This is a genomic window from Shewanella halifaxensis HAW-EB4 (genome assembly GCF_000019185.1).
Lineage (GTDB): Bacteria > Pseudomonadota > Gammaproteobacteria > Enterobacterales > Shewanellaceae > Shewanella > Shewanella halifaxensis.
The window spans coordinates 452145-470957 of record NC_010334.1 but is presented as its reverse complement, the minus strand read 5'-3'; the positions used below and the strand labels follow the sequence as shown (position 1 = coordinate 470957).

Genomic DNA, 18813 nt, shown 5'->3' with positions numbered 1-18813 from the left:
TATACGAAGGTTTTGATTATGGAACACAGTCTCAGTGATCTCGTTATTCATTTATTCTCTACGTTTGGAAATATGGTTTGGCAAATATACTGGCCTCTGGTATTTGGCCTGATATTATCATCTTGGATACGTAATATTATACCGGTATCCAGTGTGGTTAAGCACCTAGGTAAAACCAGCCTGACCAGCTTAGCCTTAACGACCGTTCTCGGTATGGTGTCATCTTCATGCTCCTATGCCGCCGCTTCACTTTCTCATACCTTACTGGAAAAAAAATCAACAGTAGCCAATGCGATGGCTTTTTTAGTTTCCAGCACCAACTTAATTTTAGAGATGTTTATTGTATTAGTGGCCTTAATGGGCTGGACCTTTTTATGGGGAGAGATACTCGGCGGACTGATATTAATTGTTACCGTTGGCTTTCTATTTCATCGCTTCTACCCTAAAGATGTTGAACAAGAACTACGTCAACATTTCAATGCTAGTCAACAAGCTACTGCCAACACCGCCATGGATATGTCCAAAATGAAAGAAGGAAGCCGCGGTGCCGACATGGATATGTCCAAAATGAAAGAAGGTAGCTGCGGTGCTGACATGGATATGTCCAAAATGAAAGAAAGTAGCCGCGGTGCTGACATGGATATGTCCAAAATGAAAGAAGGTAGCTGCGGTGCTGACATGGATATGTCCAAAATGAAAGAAGGTAGCTGCGGTGCTGACATGGATATGTCCAAAATGAAAGAAGGTAGCTGCGGTGCTGACATGGATATGTCCAAAATGAAAGAAGGTAGCTGCGGTGCTGACATGGATATGTCGAATATGAAGGAAGGTGGTTCCGGCGCCAATATGTCAGCTCCAGAACCGGTAGCGGGCTTTATGGCAAAAGTATCTAAGTCGGCCGGATTTTTTCACATGGATATTGCCATGATTGGCAAAGAGATCTTAATTGGCGTAGTCATCTCCTCCATTCTTATCGCTATTGTGCCACTCGATGGCTGGCGCAGCCTATTTATCAGCAACGATGTAGGTTTACCAATCTGGCTACACTCAGTGATCGATGTTCTTATTGGTATTTTTGTCGCGATGCTTGCTTATGTGTGCTCAGTGGGTAACCTGATTTTAGCCGCAGCATTGTGGCACGGCGGGATCTCGTTTGGCGGGGTCATAGGTTTCATCTTGTCGGATGTATTAACAATCCCGATGATCCGCGTTTATACAAAGTACTATGGCGTTCGTCCTACCAAATGGATCGTGGGTTTACTATTTATCGCCATCTTTTTCACTGCTCTTTGTATCGATGCCATCTTCAATGGCTTCGGATGGATAATAGCCAGTGGCGGCGAACGTACTATTAATCAAGCAGGCTTAGGCTGGAACTTCACCAGCATAATGAACCTGATCTTTATCCCACTCTCTATTTGGTATTACTATTTAGGCAAAAAAGCCAATGCTAACATGCATATGAGCATGTAACCGTTAGCCTTTATTAACGATAAATCTTGGAGCGAATGTTTCTACTTAGGCAATAAGCCCATAGATGCTTCAAAGGATAACTTAACCAAAAACCGGCCTGCTACTCGTTAGTAACAGGCCGGTTTTCAATGATGACGAGGTCACTACACCTAGGTCTTAGCTATGCAACTTGCAGCTCATTCGTGTCACTTAGCGCAGCATAGATTTTTGAAACCATAAATTCAGATATTAAGATAACAAATACAACGGCAAAGAAAGCGACGACACCATTGAACGGCCCGCTAAATGAGACCTTTTCGCCAAACATCACATTTATCGCTTCAAGGATCATAAACTTGCTACCCACCAAGATAATGTAGGTGCTAATGCCTCGATATACTTTTGCGGCCCTGCCCGGTTTAGCCTTAAAAAAGGCGGCCACTTTATGCTCGGTTTTAATCGACAGCTTAAGTAGCGTCAACAAAAGCAGTGCTGCAACAAGTGAAACGCTAAAAGACTCAATATTGACCCACTGCCAATACTCATTAAAGAAATTGAGCACAGTTAAATAAACCAATACGGCTAGGCTATAACCTACAAATCGTTGCTGAGTCATACTTCCTCCACTCTCTTTGCTCGTTGAATTCATAACGTTAAACCGACTTAGGCAGTAACGCTTTTTCGATGTTAAACGCTTCAATGATCTTGTTTGCTGAAATATCAATATCCTCTATCGAGGTATGATAATTCAGCACTGAAAACAGCATGGTCTTTAGGCCTTTGTAGCCTGATGTTGATGGATAAAGATATCCCTCTTGCTGCAGTCTATGCACAACTCTTGCTGTTAGCTCGTTGCGATATTCCACATCACCGATGCCAAATTGCGCAGAGAATCGATTCGACACCACATCATTAAGAATGGTCACGCCGTCCACTTCTCTCAAAATATCAGCCATGCGTTTGGCCAAGGCGCAGCAGTTATCTAAATGATTGACGATGCCTTGCTTACCCAGCGACTTAAACGCGGCGTAGACAGGCAGACCACGGGCGCGTCTCGATGCGGCAATACCAAAGTTAATCGCGTTACGATCCGGTTTATCCATGGCATCATTTAGGTAATCGCCCATGTTGCCGCCGCCCACCGCCGTGGTGATTTTGGCAGGATCTTTCACTATCACCATGCCGCAGTCATAAGGCATGTTGAACCACTTATGGCCGTCAGTGTCGATAGAGTCGGCTCGCTCAATGCCTTTCAACAGATGCTTTTGCTTATCACTCGCTGCCGCCCACAGACCTATCGCGCCGTCCACATGCAACCAAGCGTTACCATGCTTGGCAACCGCGTCAGCTATCTCGTCGAAAGGATCGAAAGCCCCTGAGTCGATACAACCCGCTTGGGCACAAACCAATGTTGGCCCGCTTATATCGGCTAACACCCGCGTAAGCTCCTCAGGAATAAGACGAAGATTATCGTCTGTTGGCACTTTAACGATGGTTTCAATCCCCAAACCTATCATTGAAAGCGCGCGCTTAATGGTTGAGTGAATTTGGTCACTCACGACCACATTCACTTGCGGCGCGCCATATAGACCTTTAGTAGCCACATCCCAGCCTGCATTTTCTAGCAGAGAATTACGCGCAGTAATTAACGAGGTATAGATCGCCTCTTGAGCGCCTGAAGTAAAGCCCACCGCAGAACCTTTGGTTAAGCCAAGCAGCTCTACCATCCATTCTGCTGCAGCTTCTTCGGCTACCGCCATTGCAGGGCTAGACACGTAGTACGGCACATTTTGATCCCATGCACTAACTAACCAGTCTGCTGCTAATGCCGCAGGAAAAGTACCGCCGATGGCATAGCCAAAAAATCGTGGACCACCCGACGCGACTAAACCAGCATCGAGCGCATATGCCATTTCATCGATAACCTGTTCTGCTGCTACCCCTTGTTGTGGTAATTCTCCTGCAATCAAATCTCGCAACTGTGCAGAGGTGATATCTTTGGCAACAGGGCGCTCATCTAGCGACTCAAGGTAAGAGACCGCATGATCTAAAGAACGCTCTAGTGAACCGCGGTAATCTTTAAAATGATGTGACATAGTTAATACTCTTCAAGTAGGAATGTCCGTCTAATATACCAGCGATATTTTTATAAAATGGCCATTTGGTGACAGTCAAAACAAAAGGTCATCACTGGCAAGAAGTGCCATATCGCAGATAGCAAAACGGCGCCTAGTTGTGTGAACTAAGCGCCGTTATTAGGCCGTTAAGTTGCGATAGCAGTCGCGATTACAGCAGCGATTACAATAGCGATTACAGCGTGTTTTTGTAGATGACGCCGTCTTTCATAATCACCTTTTGCTTATTGGTATCGGCAACGCAGGCAACCCCTTCAAGCGGATTACCCTCAATAATCAGCAGGTCAGCATAAGCGCCTTCAACCACTTTACCTAAACACCCCTCCTGATACGGGTGCTGATAGGTCGACATTTCAAATAAGCGTCCGCAGTTTGAGGTCGCCATACGTAAAGCGGTTATCGTGTCAAAGGTCTGCTCAATCGCACCTAGCTCATTAAGCTGAGTGGCGTGTACGCTGGCTTCACCGACGCAGTCGGTACCAAATGCGATATTGTCGATCTGATATTTCTTAATCAGTTCGGCAGATTTGAGCATCGCCTTACCTACCCGCTCAGTTTTGCGATAGGTCTCTTCGTTAGGTAGCGGGATCTTACGCTCTGCAATCAGTGATGAGGTAAAGTAGGATGGGATCACCCAAATGCCTTTGTCTTTAATGGTTTGGGCAATGTCATCATCCATAATGGTGGCATGTTCAAACGACATCACTCCCGCCTCTGCGGCTCGGCGCATTGCGTCGGCGGTATGGATATGCGCCGCAACATAAGTGCCGTAATCCGTTGCTGCCTCGACGGCCGCTTTCATCTCATCGAGGGTAAACTGCAGCGTATCGAGTGGGTCAAAGGTAGATGATGCGCCGCCACCGGCCATGATCTTAATTTGCGATGCGCCCATAAACAGTTGCTCGCGCACCGCTTTTAATACTTCTGATCTGCCGTCTGCGACCTTCATTGCGCCAAGCTTCATCATAGGCGAGTCTTCATGTTTGCCGATCCGCTCCTGCGCCTGATTTTGACGGTAATCGGAATGGCCGCTGGTTTGAGAAACCGCTGCCATTGATGGCAGAATGCGTGGCCCCTTGGCGTAACCTTTGTCGATACTATTTTTAAGGCCGAGGGTGTTACCAGCAACATCACGAATGGTGGTAAATCCACGCATCAACATCTCTTCCGAAATACGCGCTGAGCGAATCGCCACCTCTTCACGGGTCATGGTGTCGATCACATTAAAAGGGGCCGACAAGGTAATATGAACGTGTGCGTCCATTAGACCCGGCATCACGGTGCCACCTTTAGCGTCAATCACTTCATCGGCAATCGACAAATCGATGTCATCTTGGCGACTAATTTTACTGATCAGGTTATCTTCAATCAGCACTGCAACATTCTCTATGAGTTGATTGTCTGTGCCGTTAAAAACATTGGCGTTGATAATGAGTTTTTTCATCGTTGATTCCTCGGTAGCATTGCTTCACTAAAATGATGTCATCTAACTGATAAACAAATCTTACCAACAGCCTCCTCAATTAAATGGCCATTTAGTGACACAAGAATTAACAATGGGTCCCTATTTTTATCTAGCTATACTCAGCTCAAAATCATTCATATACTCAATACAAGTTCTGTTTACGGTGATGCGCTATGTGTGGTCGACTCAATATTATTGATGACATGTTTGTACAAACATTGATGGATGATTTGCGGATTAGCAATCAGCAAGAGATGCTGTTTGGTCGCTTTAAAATGCCGACCAATGACATCAGTATTGTGCGTGAGATTGATGGTGAGCGCCGCTTGCAAACCGCCACCTGGTGGTTACTGCTTGAAACTTGCTATGAAGGCTTTAAACCCAGCCGTTACACCTCATTTAACACTCGATTCGATAAGTTAAATACCCCCAATAGCGCAGGTTTTCAGCCATTTAGAGAGAGTCGTTGTTTAGTGATTGCCAGTGGCTTTGGTGAAACTGAGAAAAGAGGTAAAGATACTTATTATCACGACTTTATTGCCGAGAACTCAGCGATAGCTTTTGGCGGGTTATTTAGAGACTGGCAGCACCCCAAAACCGGCGAAGTGACCACATCCTGTTCCATCATCACCAATCCGCCACACCCAGACCTACTTCCGTATCACAGCAAAGCCAGCCCGATGATCTTGCCGCAAAATGATGAAGTGATCGATGCGTGGTTAAACCCCGCTAACCAACAAGTTGAGATGTTTGATGACTTACTCAAGCCTGCTCTTAGGCATGACTTTATGGTGCAGCAAATAAATAAGCCGAGTCAGCATCAACCCATTGGTCAAGCTACCCGGCTTATTCCTAACGATTACCTTGTGTAAGCTGTAACTAAACACTGAATTGAGATAAGCGTTCGGTATCAGATAACAGCATGCCTAACTCACCTCAGCAACAAAACAGTTAAGTGATTACACCGTTAAGCCCCACATATCAAAAGTCTCTCGGCATAGCAGCTCTCTAAAGTCTGGGTGAGCGATATCGATCAGTGCCCGCGCGCGCTCACGCAGGGACTTGCCTCGCAGATTGGCAATACCAAACTCCGTCACTATATAGTGCACATGAGCGCGTGTGGTCACCACTCCAGCGCCTGGAGACAAGACGGTGGCGATTCGCGATACCGAGCCCCTAGCAGCAGTGCTGGGTAATGCTATCACTGAGCGACCCCCTTCTGATAGCCCAGCTCCGCGAATAAAGTCCATCTGCCCTCCCACTCCAGAGTAAATACGCGTGCCCAGAGAATCTGCACAGATTTGCCCTGAAATATCCACCTGCAGCGCTGAGTTAATGGCCATTACATTGGGGTTTTTACGAATGATAGCGGTGTCATTAACCTGTTCAATATCCATAAAGATCACCGAAGGGTTATCGTCAACAAAGTCATATAGCCGCTGGCTTCCGAGGGCAAATCCGGTGACCGTTTTGCCTGGATGCACTTTTTTAAAGCGATTAGTGATCACCCCGAGTTCGACTAAGTTAAGCACACCATCGGAGAATAATTCGGTATGTACGCCAAGATCTTTATGCTCAGTTAAACATGAGAGTACGGCATCAGGAATTGCCCCAATTCCCATCTGCAGACAATCTCCATCACGCACTAACTGGGCTACATTTTTACCGATAGCTAAACTCGTTTGATCGCTCGCGGCTAATGGGTGCTGCGGCAGTGGCATGCTCTGCTCATAAACAGCAGTAAATTTACTGTAATGGATAAAGCCATCGCCGTGGGTTCTCGGCATCTGTGGGTTGATATGAGCAATAATCTTTCCCGCCATTTGACAGGCTGCTAAGGTTGCTTCAACCGAAATGCCTAATGAACAGATCCCATGCTTATCGGGAGGAGAGACTTGAATAATTGCGGTATCAATTGGCTGCTCACCCGAACGAAATAGCTTAGGTACTTCAGAGAGAAAAATAGGCACATAATCGGCATCACCCTGCTGCAATAGCAAACGTGTTGGCAAACCACCAAAGAAACACCGGTGTCGTAGGTGCCCCTTAAGCTTTTCATCACTTAACGACTCAGCACATTCGGTATGTAACTGTAATAGAGTGAGATCTTTTTTGGTTAAAGCATGCTCAGCGAGGGCATTGAGTAATAGGGTCGGAGTCGCTCCCATTGAGTGAGTCCATAACGTCTCACCACTCTCAATTAAAGATACAGCCTCTAGAGCACTGCCACAGATAATTGGCGCCATAATGATACCTAATATAATTAATCTGTTCGCAGTGTATGAGGTTACGTCTTGCTTTAACAGTGCTTAAACACTCAGTTAACTTAAATTTGATCTCATACCAATTACATTAAATATTTAATCAATTCAGAAGCGCTCAAGCTTTTCAATTCAAGGCGCATGGACGACAGAATGGTTATTCCCTTATGAGTCAATGCAAAGCAGAAGTGGAATGCTTGAGCGCTTCCCACAGGGTGGGTTTCAAAGCACTGCATGCTTCGTCGGAAACTCTTGATATAGAATAACTATTAGCTTCAAGTTTCCAGCTTGCCTTCAGCGCTTTGAATTCTCACTGAATGAACAGATACTTAATGCAATTGGTATTACCAAGATAAAAATCGAATTCGTTCGCCCAAAAGCAGCCTGAGTCGATCACTTTATTAATACTGATGAGGATAAAAAGGGGAACAACTCCCCTCATTATTTAAGACTGCAAAAACTTGCAGAGCACTTCTTGTTGGCTCAATAAGCTTTGATACAGGGTAAACTGATTGGCTGCGCGCTCTAGGTTATGGCCCGCATGATGAATTTGAAAATACACATCACCATTTAAATGATCGGTTAAGAATCTCACCCCAATCATCAAACACATCACTCTAGCGCCTAACCACAAGCTTTTACGCTCTTGCTCCGATAACACAGCGCCTAACTCACTCAAGTAACCACTGCAGATAGCGCCAAAGATAGACTCTCTCACTAGCACCTTATCTAGCGCGGTCGAGTCTTCCTCTTCTGGGCTATAGAAAGTTCGCACCATATCGCCAAAGTCATACATCAGATAGCCTTTCATACAGGTATCTAAGTCAATAATCGCAAGACTCGTCATATCACGCTTATCAAACAACATGTTATTGATCTTGGTGTCGTTATGGCAAATTCGGCGTGGCAGCTTACCCTCTACCTCGGCTAACTCTTGTAAAAGTTCGCTTTGCGACATCACAAAGTCAACCCACAGCTTACACTCTACAAGACGTCCATGGCTATCTGCTTCCACGGCTTGAGCAAGTAGCTCAATACGCCCTGGCAGATGATGAAAATTAGGGATCACATCCTCTAATAGTTCGGCGTCAAGCTCAGTTAAGGCACAAGAGAAGTGTCCAAACGCTTTCGCTGCCATTTCAGCATCGGCTTCACTACCCACCACGTCGATACTATGGCTAAACGGTAGATAATTAATGGCGCGCCAGAACCCTTGCTCGCCAAGATCGACAAATAGCTCATCGCTGGCAGTAAGCTCAGGTGAAACCACTTGTAATTGGTACTCACCCGCTGCGGCTTTCATTTGTAGGTGCTGGCTGATTTTATCGGCATTGTTCACCAATGCCGACGGCGTCTTGAAAACATCTGTATTAATTTTTTGCAGTACAAATTCGTTATCATTGCCACGCACCAAAAAAGTATGGTTAATATGGCCGTTGCCCAATGGGGACACTTTGGCACTTGCTGCATCAATACCAAAATGGGACAAAATATTTTGTCTTATAAAATCGATCACCCAACACTCCAGTTATTCTTTTAGATCTCTTTTGCTATCTGGGCTCTTCTCCAGACTTTCCGTGCAAATTGATTATTAAATTAGCTTCGAACTAATTACTGCAAAGAGTTTGCTGCAATTTCTGCCTAACCCATTGCACATCTTCAGGGTAAGTCACGCCGTACCAAGATTCCTTGGCGACACTGACGTTTACCACCTTGTTAGCCTGAGCATCTGACGGGGCATCGAGTCGAGCTTGTACCACTGTAGGCAAGTAACACTCGGCTTTTGGATGATGACCATTGTGTTCAAGGAAGTGACTAAACTGTTGTTCAATCACCTCGAAGATATCTGGTTTGAAGCCCCAGCAAGTCATCGAAACCACGGCATCGTCGGCAATGGTTAAACGCTCTCCATCTAACGTACCAGTTAAACCCGATGGTTCACAGCGAATATCAAGCCACTCGGCCACATCGATAAGCTTACCGGCTTCAACTTGGCATAAACCCCGGTTAACGCCACCATTATCAGACAGGGTTAAGCCTATTGGATAAGCCACCATCATCCAGTCGTCATTAGCCGTTGATAATCCCTCGCTAAGCAAGCTAAAAGCGCTGTCGCCATAAAAATCGTCGGCATTGATCACTGCCATAGGGCCAACAACATGATTTCTCGCGCTCCAAAGCGCATGGGCTGTGCCCCAAGGTTTTTGTCGCTGACTCGCATCGGCAAATTCGCGCGCAGACGCTGGTAAATCATCTAACGACTGAACGCAGTACTGGCAGCTGAAATCGTCACTAAACTTACCCGCTAAGGCTTCATCTAGCATGCTGGCTAATTCTGAACGAATGACTAAGACCGCACGAGAAAAGCCCGCTTTATAGGCGCTCTGTATCGATAGCTCCAACATGGTTTCACCATTTGGGCCTAGCTGCGCTAACTGCTTGTCGCCACCAAAACGGCTGCCTAAACCCGCGGCAAGGATCACTAAGGTTAAATCCTGCTTGTTATTACCCATTACTCTCTCTCAAACAATGACACTCCCTCAGACAGTTGCGGCTTCGCATCACGATAAGGCGAAGCAGTTTAATGAGTCTATAGGCTAATATCCAGCGCTAATCGATGCTAATCAGCTCTACAATTCCACGCTTGGATTCAGGGTTATAAATAAGTGCGAAAAGCGGCGACCTTGCCCAATGCCGCCTGACTGCCCTTCAAGCTAAAGTTATATCCGCAAAGGCTGACATTTCCTCGCCTCGCCATGTCGACAATAATCGCCTCGGTATCCAGAGGTGAGAATCGGGCTTCGGTGCCAGTATCCGCAAGCAGATCAACCATCAGCGGACGATATTCGGTGCCATTATTAAAACGCATCAGCGAACAGGTTTTATCGCCTTTGGCCGTGGCCAAAGACCAGAGGTTAACTGGCGACCCCGTTTCGCCCAGCCAGCGCATGATCAACACATCATCTTCGAGGGCTAAGCTAAAGCCATCAGGCATCGATGTCGAAATACGGTTAACCGGTACGAGCTCTAAAGTCTCATTAACGACTTTAGAGTCACTGTCGCTAGCAGTTTCAATGTCAGCCTCAGATGCCGGGATTAACGACAAAAGACTCACCATCAACATCACACCCACTACAGAGCCAGCTGCAATAAAGACTATCTTTTTGTTTGTTAGCAATAGACTTTGTAGCTGTGCCATATTCAATGCTGCTTGCTTTTTGCCTCTACGAGAATGCTGTTGATACTCTCTAGCAGCCTCGGGAGCTTGCTGCTCTTCAGCACGGGGATAGGTCTCGTCAGTACTGTTAATAGCCATACTTTCAGCGACCTCCTCGCCGCCTAAAGTCGGCTCGACTCGCACTCGAAAGTTTGCCATTCGGCCGGAGCCTTTGCTGCTACTCATATCCACCGGCCCCGCATAGCCTTGTACATAATCAACTCTTGAGGCGGCAGGCAACACAGCCAAATAACCTATAGCTAAGCCTGCGATGACGAGAAGCGTCAACAACAGCATCATACTGTGGACATGTACTAAAGTGATCAGTGCCAGCCAAAACGGTACTAAGGTTAACAAGGCTAACTGTGGCGGCTTAGCGCAATCACGCAATCTGCGCAGACTAGTAAATGCCAGCACTGGGGTGAGTAATAGCCCGACAAAGTACAAGGCTAAAGAAGGGCTAAAAATCACAACAGCCAGCAATAAAGTAAAATAAATCAAACCACTAATTGTCGCGAAACGCTGACCACTATCTAAACCATTGACACAAAAAAACGACTTAACCTGCATATTGGTACCGACCTTAACAATATTCTTTAATTCGGCTGCTCCAAAATTGTTCAGTAGCAGCGCACCCTATTTCTATGCCCAGGCGAAAGCATAAAACGTAATGAAGTAGCCTACCCAATTTAGCCATCAATGTCAGTGTTTTCGGGCAGTTTTGTCACTTAGAACCGATAATAAATGCTTAAACTCAGCAAGAATAGAATGTCAATTAGCATACTAATTCACACAACTGCGACTAGCGTAAATATCACCCTAGGCTGTATAATGGCTCGCTTAATCTTTTACTCGACCTATTTGAGCTAACATGGCTCTAATAGTGCAATCATCGGATATGCAGCTCATGACCGCTCGTGGAAACCTATTTATCGTCTCGGCGCCAAGTGGCGCAGGTAAATCATCGCTTATTTCAGCCTTGTTACGAGACCAGCCTTTAGATATGCAAGTTTCAGTTTCGCATACCACAAGACAACCACGTCCTGGCGAAGAGAACGGTCAACACTATCATTTCGTTAATCAAGATGAGTTCAAGGGCTTAATTACCGATGGCGCTTTTTTTGAGTGGGCTGAAGTATTTGGAAACTATTATGGTACCTCTCGTGTCACGATTGAGCAGACTCTAGAGCAAGGTATTGATGTATTTCTCGATATCGACTGGCAAGGTGCTCAACAAGTTAAGCAACTTATGCCTGAATCTATTGGTATTTTCATTCTACCACCGTCAAAAACTGAGCTAGAACGCCGTCTAACAGGCCGCGGACAAGATAGCGAAGAAGTGATTGCAGGCCGCATGGCGCAAGCGGTTTCAGAGATGTCGCACTACAATGAATATGACTTCGTTTTAGTAAATGACGACTTCGACAAGGCATTGGCCGATCTTTTAGCGATCATTCGCAGTCAAAGATTAACCTCTGCTAGCCAAATTCATACACAAAATGATATGATTAAAGATCTGTTGGCAGGCTAACTGTCTTCATGTACAATTTTGCGTCATTTTTTCAATCGATTAAACACTGGAGTTTCCAAACATGGCTCGCGTAACTGTAGAAGATGCCGTAAACCAAATCGGCAACCGTTTTGATATGATTCTGGTTGCAGCGCGTCGTGCTCGCCAAATCGCTGTGCAGGGTAAAGACCCTATGGTTGAAGAAGAGAACGACAAACCAACGGTTATCGCCCTGCGCGAAATCGAACTAGGTTTAGTCACAGCTGATACTTTGGATGCCGATGAGCGCCAAACAGTTCGTGAACGTGAAGCAGCTGAAATCGCTGCTGTTGCTGCCATCGCTGAAGGCCGTAACGCAATATAAGGAGTAGAGTCACTTGTATCTGTTTGAAGGTCTCAAGGAGTCTGCATCAGGTTATTTAGAACCTGAACAGGTAGAATTACTCAAGCAGGCCTATCAGGTGGCGCGCAATGCCCATGAAGGTCAGATGCGCACGAGTGGCGAACCTTATATTACCCATCCGGTTGCGGTCGCCCGCATCCTGGCCGATATGCGTCTCGATCATGAGACGCTTATGGCCGCACTCTTGCACGACACTATCGAAGACACCCCGGTAACTAAAGAAGAACTGGCTGAGCTATTTAGCGAGTCAATTGCTGAACTGGTTGAAGGCGTCTCCAAGCTCGATAAACTCAAATTTCGCGATAAGAAAGAAGCCCAAGCTGAAAACTTCCGCAAAATGATGATGGCGATGACCCAAGATATTCGAGTCATCTTGATTAAGCTTGCCGATAGAACCCACAATATGCGCACCTTAGGTGCTCTACGGCCCGATAAGCGCCGTCGCATCGCCCGAGAAACCCTCGAAATTTACGCTCCAATCGCCAACCGTCTTGGTATTCATAATATTAAGATTGAGTTAGAAGATTTAGGCTTCCAAGCCTATTATCCAATGCGATATCGCGTACTCAAAGAGGTGGTGAAAGCCGCTCGTGGTAATCGTAAAGAACTTATTCAAAGTATCGAAGCTGCAATCCATACTCGACTCGAAGACACTGGCCTTGAAGGCGCTGTAAAAGGTCGTGAAAAACATCTTTATTCCATCTATAACAAGATGCGCAATAAAGAGCTGCAGTTCCAAGAAGTCATGGATATCTATGCCTTTAGGGTCATCGTTGACTCTATCGATACTTGCTATCGCGTTATGGGTGCCATGCATGGCCTTTATAAGCCTCACCCTGGTCGCTTCAAAGATTATATCGCTATCCCTAAAGCCAACGGTTATCAGTCACTGCACACTTCACTTTTTGGCCCTCACGGCGTGCCGGTTGAGATCCAAATTCGTACCGAAGATATGGACCAGATGGCAGATAAAGGGGTCGCGGCTCATTGGCTATACAAGAAAGGCAGCTCGGCAGAGCAAGGCACCACCACTCAAGTGCGTGCCCGTAAATGGATGCAAAGCTTGCTTGAACTGCAGCAAAGCGCCAGCACCTCTTTTGAATTTGTTGAAAACTTTAAGACTGAGCTTTTCCCTGAAGAGATCTATGTCTTTACCCCTGAAGGCCGTATTTTAGAGCTTCCTGTGGGAGCAACCCCGGTCGATTTTGCTTACGAAGTTCACACCGATGTAGGTAATACCTGTGTTGGCGCCAAAGTGAACCGTCAAGCCTACCCATTAAGTCAGCCATTGATCTCAGGCCAAACCGTCGAGATCATTATCGCTAACGGCGCACGCCCGAATGCAGCTTGGCTTAACTTTGTGGTGACGGGTAAAGCACGAGCTAAAATCCGTCAGCTACTGAAGAGTTTAAAAGAGGACGACGCTATTTTGCTTGGTAAGCGTCTGCTCAATCATGCGCTGGGAGAAGCTAAGCTTGATAGCTTGTCGGCAGAACAGATTGATAAAGTCGTTAAAGATACCAAGCATGATTCACTCGACTCTTTGCTTGCCGACATTGGCTTAGGCAATGCTATGAGCATCGTTATTGCTCAGCGACTTCTTGGCGATCAAATTGCTCCTGAAGAGTCAAAAGAAAACCATACCATGTCAATACGCGGCGCCGAAGGTATGCTAGTGACCTTCGCAAATTGCTGTCGCCCAATTCCGGGTGATGCGGTTATCGCCCACGTCAGCCCTGGCAAAGGCCTAGTGGTACACATGGAAAGCTGCGCTAACATTCGTGGCTACCAAGGTGAGCCTGACAAGTACATTCCAGTACAGTGGGATAGTGCCGAAGGCGTTGAGTATCAAGCTAACTTGCGCGTAGAAATAGTTAACCACCAAGGTGCACTCGCAAAAATCACCTCGATTATTGCTTCTGCTGGCTCAAATATTCATAACTTAACCACAGAAGAGCGTGATGGGCGTGTTTTCCTCATCAACTTGCGGATCTCTGTGCGTGACCGTATTCATTTAGCTAACGTGATGCGTCGAATTAGGGTACTTCCTGAAGTGTTACGTACATCTCGAAACCGTTAATTATTTCAATACGCAGATAGAGGAAAGATCATGGCAGAAAAGATCATCATCGCAACCGATAAAGCGCCACAAGCAATTGGCACATACTCTCAAGCAGTAAAAGTCGGTAGCACGGTTTATTTGTCAGGCCAGATCCCACTCAACCCTGAGACAATGCAGATAGTTAGCGATGAATTTGAAGCGCAGGTTGTGCAAGTATTTAACAACCTAATTGCGGTTTGTGAAGCCGCTGGCGGTTCACTAAGTGATATCGTTAAGCTAAACATCTTTATGACCGATCTGAGTAACTTTGCCACGGTAAACGAAATCATGGGCCGCTACTTTGATCAGCCTTACCCTGCACGTGCCGCTATCGGTGTTAAGCAACTACCGAAAGACGCACTTGTTGAAATGGATGGAGTCATGGAGATCTAATCTTCCACTCCTCTACCAAATGGGTGCTACGGCGCCCTTTTATTGTTAAAACGTCTTACTAATTAGAAGTCCATCATGAGTCCTGAACGTTTCGCCCGTATCAACCAGATGCTTGATAACCGCCAACCCGATCTCACCGTATGTCTAGATACCGTGCATAAAGGCAATAACATTGCCGCCGTGCTGCGTACCGCTGATGCGGCGGGCATACATGAAGTCCACGCGGTTTGGTCTGAACTAGAAATGCGCGTATCGGGCAATACGGCCTCAGGTAGCCAACAATGGGTAAAGACGCGCGTGCACCAGAGCATGCAACAAGCCGTCGATGAGTTTCGTGGCAAAGAGATGCAAATTTTGGCTACCACCTTTTCTGATACCGCAGTCGATTTTAGAGAGATTGATTACACTCGACCGACCGCGATTATTTTGGGTAACGAGCGCGACGGTGTCAGCCCTGCAGGCATCGCGGCAGCCGATCAACATATCATTATCCCGATGATAGGCATGGTGCAATCACTTAACGTCTCGGTTGCCGCGGCGCTGATTATGTATGAAGCCCAACGCCAACGTACAGCTGCGGGCATGTACGGTACACGTAAGCTTGATGATGCCTATTGTCAAATAAAGCTGTTTGAGGAAGGCCACCCAATTTATGCCAAGGCCTGCCGTCGTAAGAAACTACCTTACCCAGCCATAGATGAAGCAGGCCAAATCGTTGCCGATGAAGATTGGTGGCAAAAAATGCGTGCGCCTTTAGACTAAGCGTAAAGCCCATCAAAAAATACCAGCAGCCCTGCTGGTATTTTTTTATCTCTAACAACGAAATCACCCAGCATATTAAAATTACCGCCTACGCCCTCTCCCCCTCAACAAACAACAAAATTGTAACACCCGTTTGAAAAAGTTTGTCTTAGATCACATTTTTCGCCATAATCATTAATTATACAGCTTATTAAACGAACGATTAAAACAAGAATAGATAACTAGGCTGAACTGAAATTAACTACTATCAATATGGAAATGCGATGGAATCTTCTATGAAAACCCCAATTGAGATGCTTGAACATTGGGTTGAAAAACAAGGTGATCAAGTTTACCTAAAGCAACCTATTGACGGCCAGTATAAAACCTTTACTTGGCGCGATGTGCAAACCAAGATGCAGCAGATTGCAGGCGCACTGAGACATCTAGGCCTTAACCCTGGTGATAAGATTGCCGTGCTGTCTAAAAACTGTGCAGAGTGGTTTATTACCGATCTCGCCCTGATGCACGGTGGTTATATTAGTGTGCCTATCTACCCTACCGCCAATGCTGACACCATTCGCTACACCTTAGAACACAGTGAATCTAAGGCGATTTTTATCGGTAAGCTAGATTATTGGGCCGACCAAGAAGCAGGCGTCGGCGGTGATATCCTGCGTATCGCCATGCCTTACGACACGATGCCGTCTCAGTACCACTGGGACAAAATGCTAACCTTAGGTCAACCACTAATCGATGCCCCTCTACCGACTGCCGAGCAGGTGATGACCATCATCTACACTTCAGGCTCAACCGGTAGGCCTAAAGGGGCTATTCAAAATTTTGCCAGCTATGTCTGGACCTGCACCGCCGTAGTGCGCGACCTTAAAACTGGTGTTGAAGATAGATTGCTTTCTTATCTTCCACTGGCACACATTACCGAGCGTGTGGCGATTGAAGGTTCATCCTTCTACTCAGGTAGCAGCGTCGCCTTTGTAGAGAGCCTAGATAGCTTCGTTGCCGATGTACAGCGCGCAAGACCAACGGTGTTCTTCTCGGTGCCACGCCTGTGGAGCCTATTCCAAAAGAACATTATCGACAAGATTGGCTACAGCAAACTCAACTTTTTGCTTAAAGTGCCGATCATTAGTGGCATAGTAAAACGTAAAATCCATCAAGGTTTAGGCTTAGAGCATTGCCACCTGCTTGGTTCTGGCTCTGCACCAATCCCACCATCGCTCGTTGAGTGGTACCACAAGATAGGGCTCGATATCAGCGAAGCCTGGGGCATGACAGAAAACTGTGCCTACTCAATTATCAACTATCCGTTTGATCCCCGTAAAATTGGCTCGGTTGGTCGCGCGATAGAAGGCTGTGAAGCCAAGTGTTCGGATGTTGGTGAACTGCTAGTTAAGAGCCCAGGCTTGATGCAAGGCTATTACAAGCAGGAAGAAGAGAGCGCTAAGTGCTTCGATAAAGAGGGTTTCTTTCACACTGGTGACTTATGCACTATCGATGATGAAGGCAATGTCAGCATTACTGGCCGTGTTAAAGACAACTTCAAAACATCGAAAGGTAAGTATGTGGCTCCAGTGCCTATTGAGCGCAAACTAGCACAAGATCCTCACATCGAGATGCTCTGTGTTATCGGCTCAGGTTTACCGCACCCTATCGCCTTAGTTCAGCTCTCTGAAGGTGCCGCGGTTCAACCAAGAGAAGAGGTAAGGCTTTCTCTCAAAAACACCATAGATTCGGTCAATCCACACCTTGAATCCCATGAGACTGTCGATGCTATTGTTATCGTCACTGAAGCTTGGGATGTCGAGAATGACGTGTTAACACCGACCCTGAAAATTAAACGCCATGTACTGGAGAAGAAGTTTAGCGACAAGGTCGATGGCATCCGTGGTGGCAAGGTCTGTTGGGAAGATGAAATCTAGCAATTACTAGCGATTTCCCCCATAAACGGTACACTTTTCAGTGTGCCGTTTTTTATTTAGAGCAAAAATCACCCAATTAACTAAATTTAATGGTGGATGAACAGTTTTTGATTGCGCAATTTTTGAAAAAAACTATTCTTGCCATCCTTTCAAAGAAATCCAATTTATAGAGTTGATCATGTTTATTTTATTGTCGATACTCGGCGGTTTTTTAATTCTGACTGTAGGTGCTGAAGCCTTAGTTAGAGGTGCAAGCCAAATAGCACTGAGATTGGGGCTTACGCCTCTGCTCATCGGCCTGACTATTGTTGCCTTTGGTACCAGTGCACCAGAGCTTGCTGTTAGTGTTAAGTCTGCGATTGCCGGTAATAGCGGTATCGCTTTGGGTAACGTGATTGGCTCAAACATCGCTAATATTGGCCTTATTTTAGGTATCACTGCACTTATTCGCCCAATTAAGATTGAGTCACAAATGGTACGCCGCGATATTCCTATCATGATTGCTGCGTCACTACTGTTTTGGAGCCTATTACTCGATGGTGGCTTGAGCTTCTGGGATGGTGCGATTCTATCTGCGTTGCTTGTCGCTTACTTAACCTTCAGCTACTTAACCGCAGAAAAACAAACTGACGACGATATTGAAGATGCTCAGCAAAACCCAATGCTATCAGTATTGTTTATTGTTATCGGTATTAGCATGCTTGTGGGCGGTGGTATTTTATTCGTTGACGGCGCAGTCGCTATGGCAAAATCATTCGGCATTAGCGAAGTGATTATCGGTTTAACGATTGTTGCGATTGGTACCAGCATGCCAGAGCTTGTCACCTCGATTGTGGCAGCGCTTAAAGGCCAGAGTGATATTGCAATTGGTAACGTTGTTGGCTCAAATATCTTCAACGTACTCGGTATTCTAGGTGTAACAGCGCTAATTCACCCGATTATTGGCAGTGAAATTAGCAACCTAGATTGGGCTGCTATGATTGCCCTAGCGGTGTTATTGCTACCTTTTGCTTACACCGGCCTGCGCATTGGACGCCGTGAAGCGAGTTTATTGATTGCAGGCTATGTAGCCTATATCGGCTATATCGTTTCACAAGCCGTTTAATTAGCGACGCCCCAGAAATTGCTTAAATGAATAGGCCTAACGTGCAAATTATACGTTAGGCCTTTTTTGTTTTATATACACTGTTATCAT

Annotated in this window: 16 protein-coding genes; 9 read left to right on the top strand and 7 right to left on the bottom strand. The window is 46.1% G+C overall.

Annotated elements, in window-relative coordinates; genetic code table 11:
- Positions 1-18: 18 nt before the first annotated feature.
- Positions 19-1473, top strand: coding sequence for a permease (locus tag SHAL_RS02025; RefSeq protein WP_012275531.1), 1455 nt, complete (start codon positions 19-21; stop codon positions 1471-1473).
- Between the two features lie 160 nt (positions 1474-1633).
- Here SHAL_RS02025 and SHAL_RS02020 read toward each other — a convergent pair whose 3' ends face one another.
- The 3 genes from SHAL_RS02020 to SHAL_RS02010 form a co-directional block, all read right to left on the bottom strand.
- On the bottom strand, positions 1634-2068 hold the full coding sequence (locus tag SHAL_RS02020) for a hypothetical protein (protein WP_012275530.1): 435 nt from the start codon (positions 2066-2068) through the stop codon (positions 1634-1636).
- A 37-nt stretch (positions 2069-2105) separates the two neighbouring features.
- Positions 2106-3548, bottom strand: a complete 1443-nt coding sequence (locus SHAL_RS02015) for a pyridoxal phosphate-dependent decarboxylase family protein (RefSeq protein WP_012275529.1) — start codon at positions 3546-3548, stop codon at positions 2106-2108.
- Between the two features lie 214 nt (positions 3549-3762).
- The gene (locus SHAL_RS02010; RefSeq protein ID WP_012275528.1) at positions 3763-5031 is read right to left on the bottom strand and encodes a metal-dependent hydrolase family protein; all 1269 of its coding nucleotides are present in this window, start codon (positions 5029-5031) and stop codon (positions 3763-3765) included.
- Positions 5032-5225: 194 nt separating this feature from the next.
- Between SHAL_RS02010 and SHAL_RS02005 the strand changes: the two genes are divergently transcribed.
- Positions 5226-5924, top strand: coding sequence for an SOS response-associated peptidase family protein (locus SHAL_RS02005; RefSeq protein WP_012275527.1), 699 nt, complete (start codon positions 5226-5228; stop codon positions 5922-5924).
- Positions 5925-6011: 87 nt separating this feature from the next.
- Here the strand turns inward: SHAL_RS02005 and SHAL_RS02000 are convergent, their stop codons facing one another.
- The 4 genes from SHAL_RS02000 to SHAL_RS01985 all read right to left on the bottom strand — a co-directional run bounded on the left by SHAL_RS02000 (position 6012) and on the right by SHAL_RS01985 (position 11100).
- Positions 6012-7298: an acetyl-CoA hydrolase/transferase family protein gene (locus tag SHAL_RS02000; RefSeq protein WP_012275526.1), complete on the bottom strand. Its 1287-nt coding sequence runs from the start codon at positions 7296-7298 to the stop codon at positions 6012-6014.
- 460 nt (positions 7299-7758) lie between these two features.
- Entirely contained in the window at positions 7759-8829 is a 1071-nt protein-coding gene (locus tag SHAL_RS01995; protein ID WP_012275525.1) for a phosphotransferase enzyme family protein, read from the bottom strand.
- A 91-nt stretch (positions 8830-8920) separates the two neighbouring features.
- A complete protein-coding gene (locus tag SHAL_RS01990) occupies positions 8921-9826 on the bottom strand; it encodes a nucleotidyltransferase family protein (RefSeq protein ID WP_012275524.1) in 906 nt (301 codons plus the stop codon).
- A gap of 143 nt (positions 9827-9969) precedes the next feature.
- On the bottom strand, positions 9970-11100 hold the full coding sequence (locus SHAL_RS01985) for a hypothetical protein (RefSeq protein ID WP_012275523.1): 1131 nt from the start codon (positions 11098-11100) through the stop codon (positions 9970-9972).
- 337 nt (positions 11101-11437) lie between these two features.
- On the opposite strand from SHAL_RS01985, the gene gmk reads away from it, so the two are divergent.
- From gmk to SHAL_RS01950, 7 genes are all read left to right on the top strand, one after another.
- Complete coding sequence (gmk, locus tag SHAL_RS01980; protein WP_041416209.1) at positions 11438-12061, top strand: guanylate kinase; 624 nt, start codon at positions 11438-11440, stop codon at positions 12059-12061.
- Between the two features lie 61 nt (positions 12062-12122).
- Positions 12123-12404: a DNA-directed RNA polymerase subunit omega gene (gene rpoZ, locus SHAL_RS01975; RefSeq protein ID WP_012275521.1), complete on the top strand. Its 282-nt coding sequence runs from the start codon at positions 12123-12125 to the stop codon at positions 12402-12404.
- 13 nt (positions 12405-12417) lie between these two features.
- A complete protein-coding gene (gene spoT, locus SHAL_RS01970) occupies positions 12418-14523 on the top strand; it encodes a bifunctional GTP diphosphokinase/guanosine-3',5'-bis pyrophosphate 3'-pyrophosphohydrolase (protein WP_012275520.1) in 2106 nt (701 codons plus the stop codon).
- A gap of 30 nt (positions 14524-14553) precedes the next feature.
- Positions 14554-14937: a deaminase RidA gene (gene ridA, locus SHAL_RS01965; RefSeq protein ID WP_012275519.1), complete on the top strand. Its 384-nt coding sequence runs from the start codon at positions 14554-14556 to the stop codon at positions 14935-14937.
- Positions 14938-15012: 75 nt separating this feature from the next.
- Positions 15013-15699: a tRNA (guanosine(18)-2'-O)-methyltransferase TrmH gene (gene trmH, locus SHAL_RS01960; RefSeq protein WP_012275518.1), complete on the top strand. Its 687-nt coding sequence runs from the start codon at positions 15013-15015 to the stop codon at positions 15697-15699.
- Positions 15700-15962: 263 nt separating this feature from the next.
- Positions 15963-17618, top strand: a complete 1656-nt coding sequence (locus tag SHAL_RS01955; protein WP_012275517.1) for an AMP-binding protein — start codon at positions 15963-15965, stop codon at positions 17616-17618.
- Positions 17619-17796: 178 nt separating this feature from the next.
- On the top strand, positions 17797-18723 hold the full coding sequence (locus SHAL_RS01950) for a calcium/sodium antiporter (protein WP_012275516.1): 927 nt from the start codon (positions 17797-17799) through the stop codon (positions 18721-18723).
- The last annotated feature ends 90 nt before the right edge of the window (positions 18724-18813 follow it).

Excerpts from the sequence above, each read along its gene's own strand:
- SHAL_RS01985 (WP_012275523.1), bottom strand. The coding sequence starts at position 11,100 with ATGCAGGTTAAGTCGTTTTTTTGTGTCAATGGTTTAGATAGTGGTCAG.
- SHAL_RS02020 (WP_012275530.1), bottom strand. The coding sequence starts at position 2,068 with ATGACTCAGCAACGATTTGTAGGTTATAGCCTAGCCGTATTGGTTTAT.
- ridA (WP_012275519.1), top strand. The coding sequence starts at position 14,554 with ATGGCAGAAAAGATCATCATCGCAACCGATAAAGCGCCACAAGCAATT.
- SHAL_RS02005 (WP_012275527.1), top strand. The coding sequence starts at position 5,226 with ATGTGTGGTCGACTCAATATTATTGATGACATGTTTGTACAAACATTG.
- SHAL_RS01950 (WP_012275516.1), top strand. The coding sequence starts at position 17,797 with ATGTTTATTTTATTGTCGATACTCGGCGGTTTTTTAATTCTGACTGTA.
- SHAL_RS02010 (WP_012275528.1), bottom strand. The coding sequence starts at position 5,031 with ATGAAAAAACTCATTATCAACGCCAATGTTTTTAACGGCACAGACAAT.
- trmH (WP_012275518.1), top strand. The coding sequence starts at position 15,013 with ATGAGTCCTGAACGTTTCGCCCGTATCAACCAGATGCTTGATAACCGC.
- rpoZ (WP_012275521.1), top strand. The coding sequence starts at position 12,123 with ATGGCTCGCGTAACTGTAGAAGATGCCGTAAACCAAATCGGCAACCGT.
- SHAL_RS01955 (WP_012275517.1), top strand. The coding sequence starts at position 15,963 with ATGGAATCTTCTATGAAAACCCCAATTGAGATGCTTGAACATTGGGTT.
- SHAL_RS02025 (WP_012275531.1), top strand. The coding sequence starts at position 19 with ATGGAACACAGTCTCAGTGATCTCGTTATTCATTTATTCTCTACGTTT.
- SHAL_RS01990 (WP_012275524.1), bottom strand. The coding sequence starts at position 9,826 with ATGGGTAATAACAAGCAGGATTTAACCTTAGTGATCCTTGCCGCGGGT.
- SHAL_RS02000 (WP_012275526.1), bottom strand. The coding sequence starts at position 7,298 with ATGGCGCCAATTATCTGTGGCAGTGCTCTAGAGGCTGTATCTTTAATT.
- gmk (WP_041416209.1), top strand. The coding sequence starts at position 11,438 with ATGACCGCTCGTGGAAACCTATTTATCGTCTCGGCGCCAAGTGGCGCA.
- SHAL_RS02015 (WP_012275529.1), bottom strand. The coding sequence starts at position 3,548 with ATGTCACATCATTTTAAAGATTACCGCGGTTCACTAGAGCGTTCTTTA.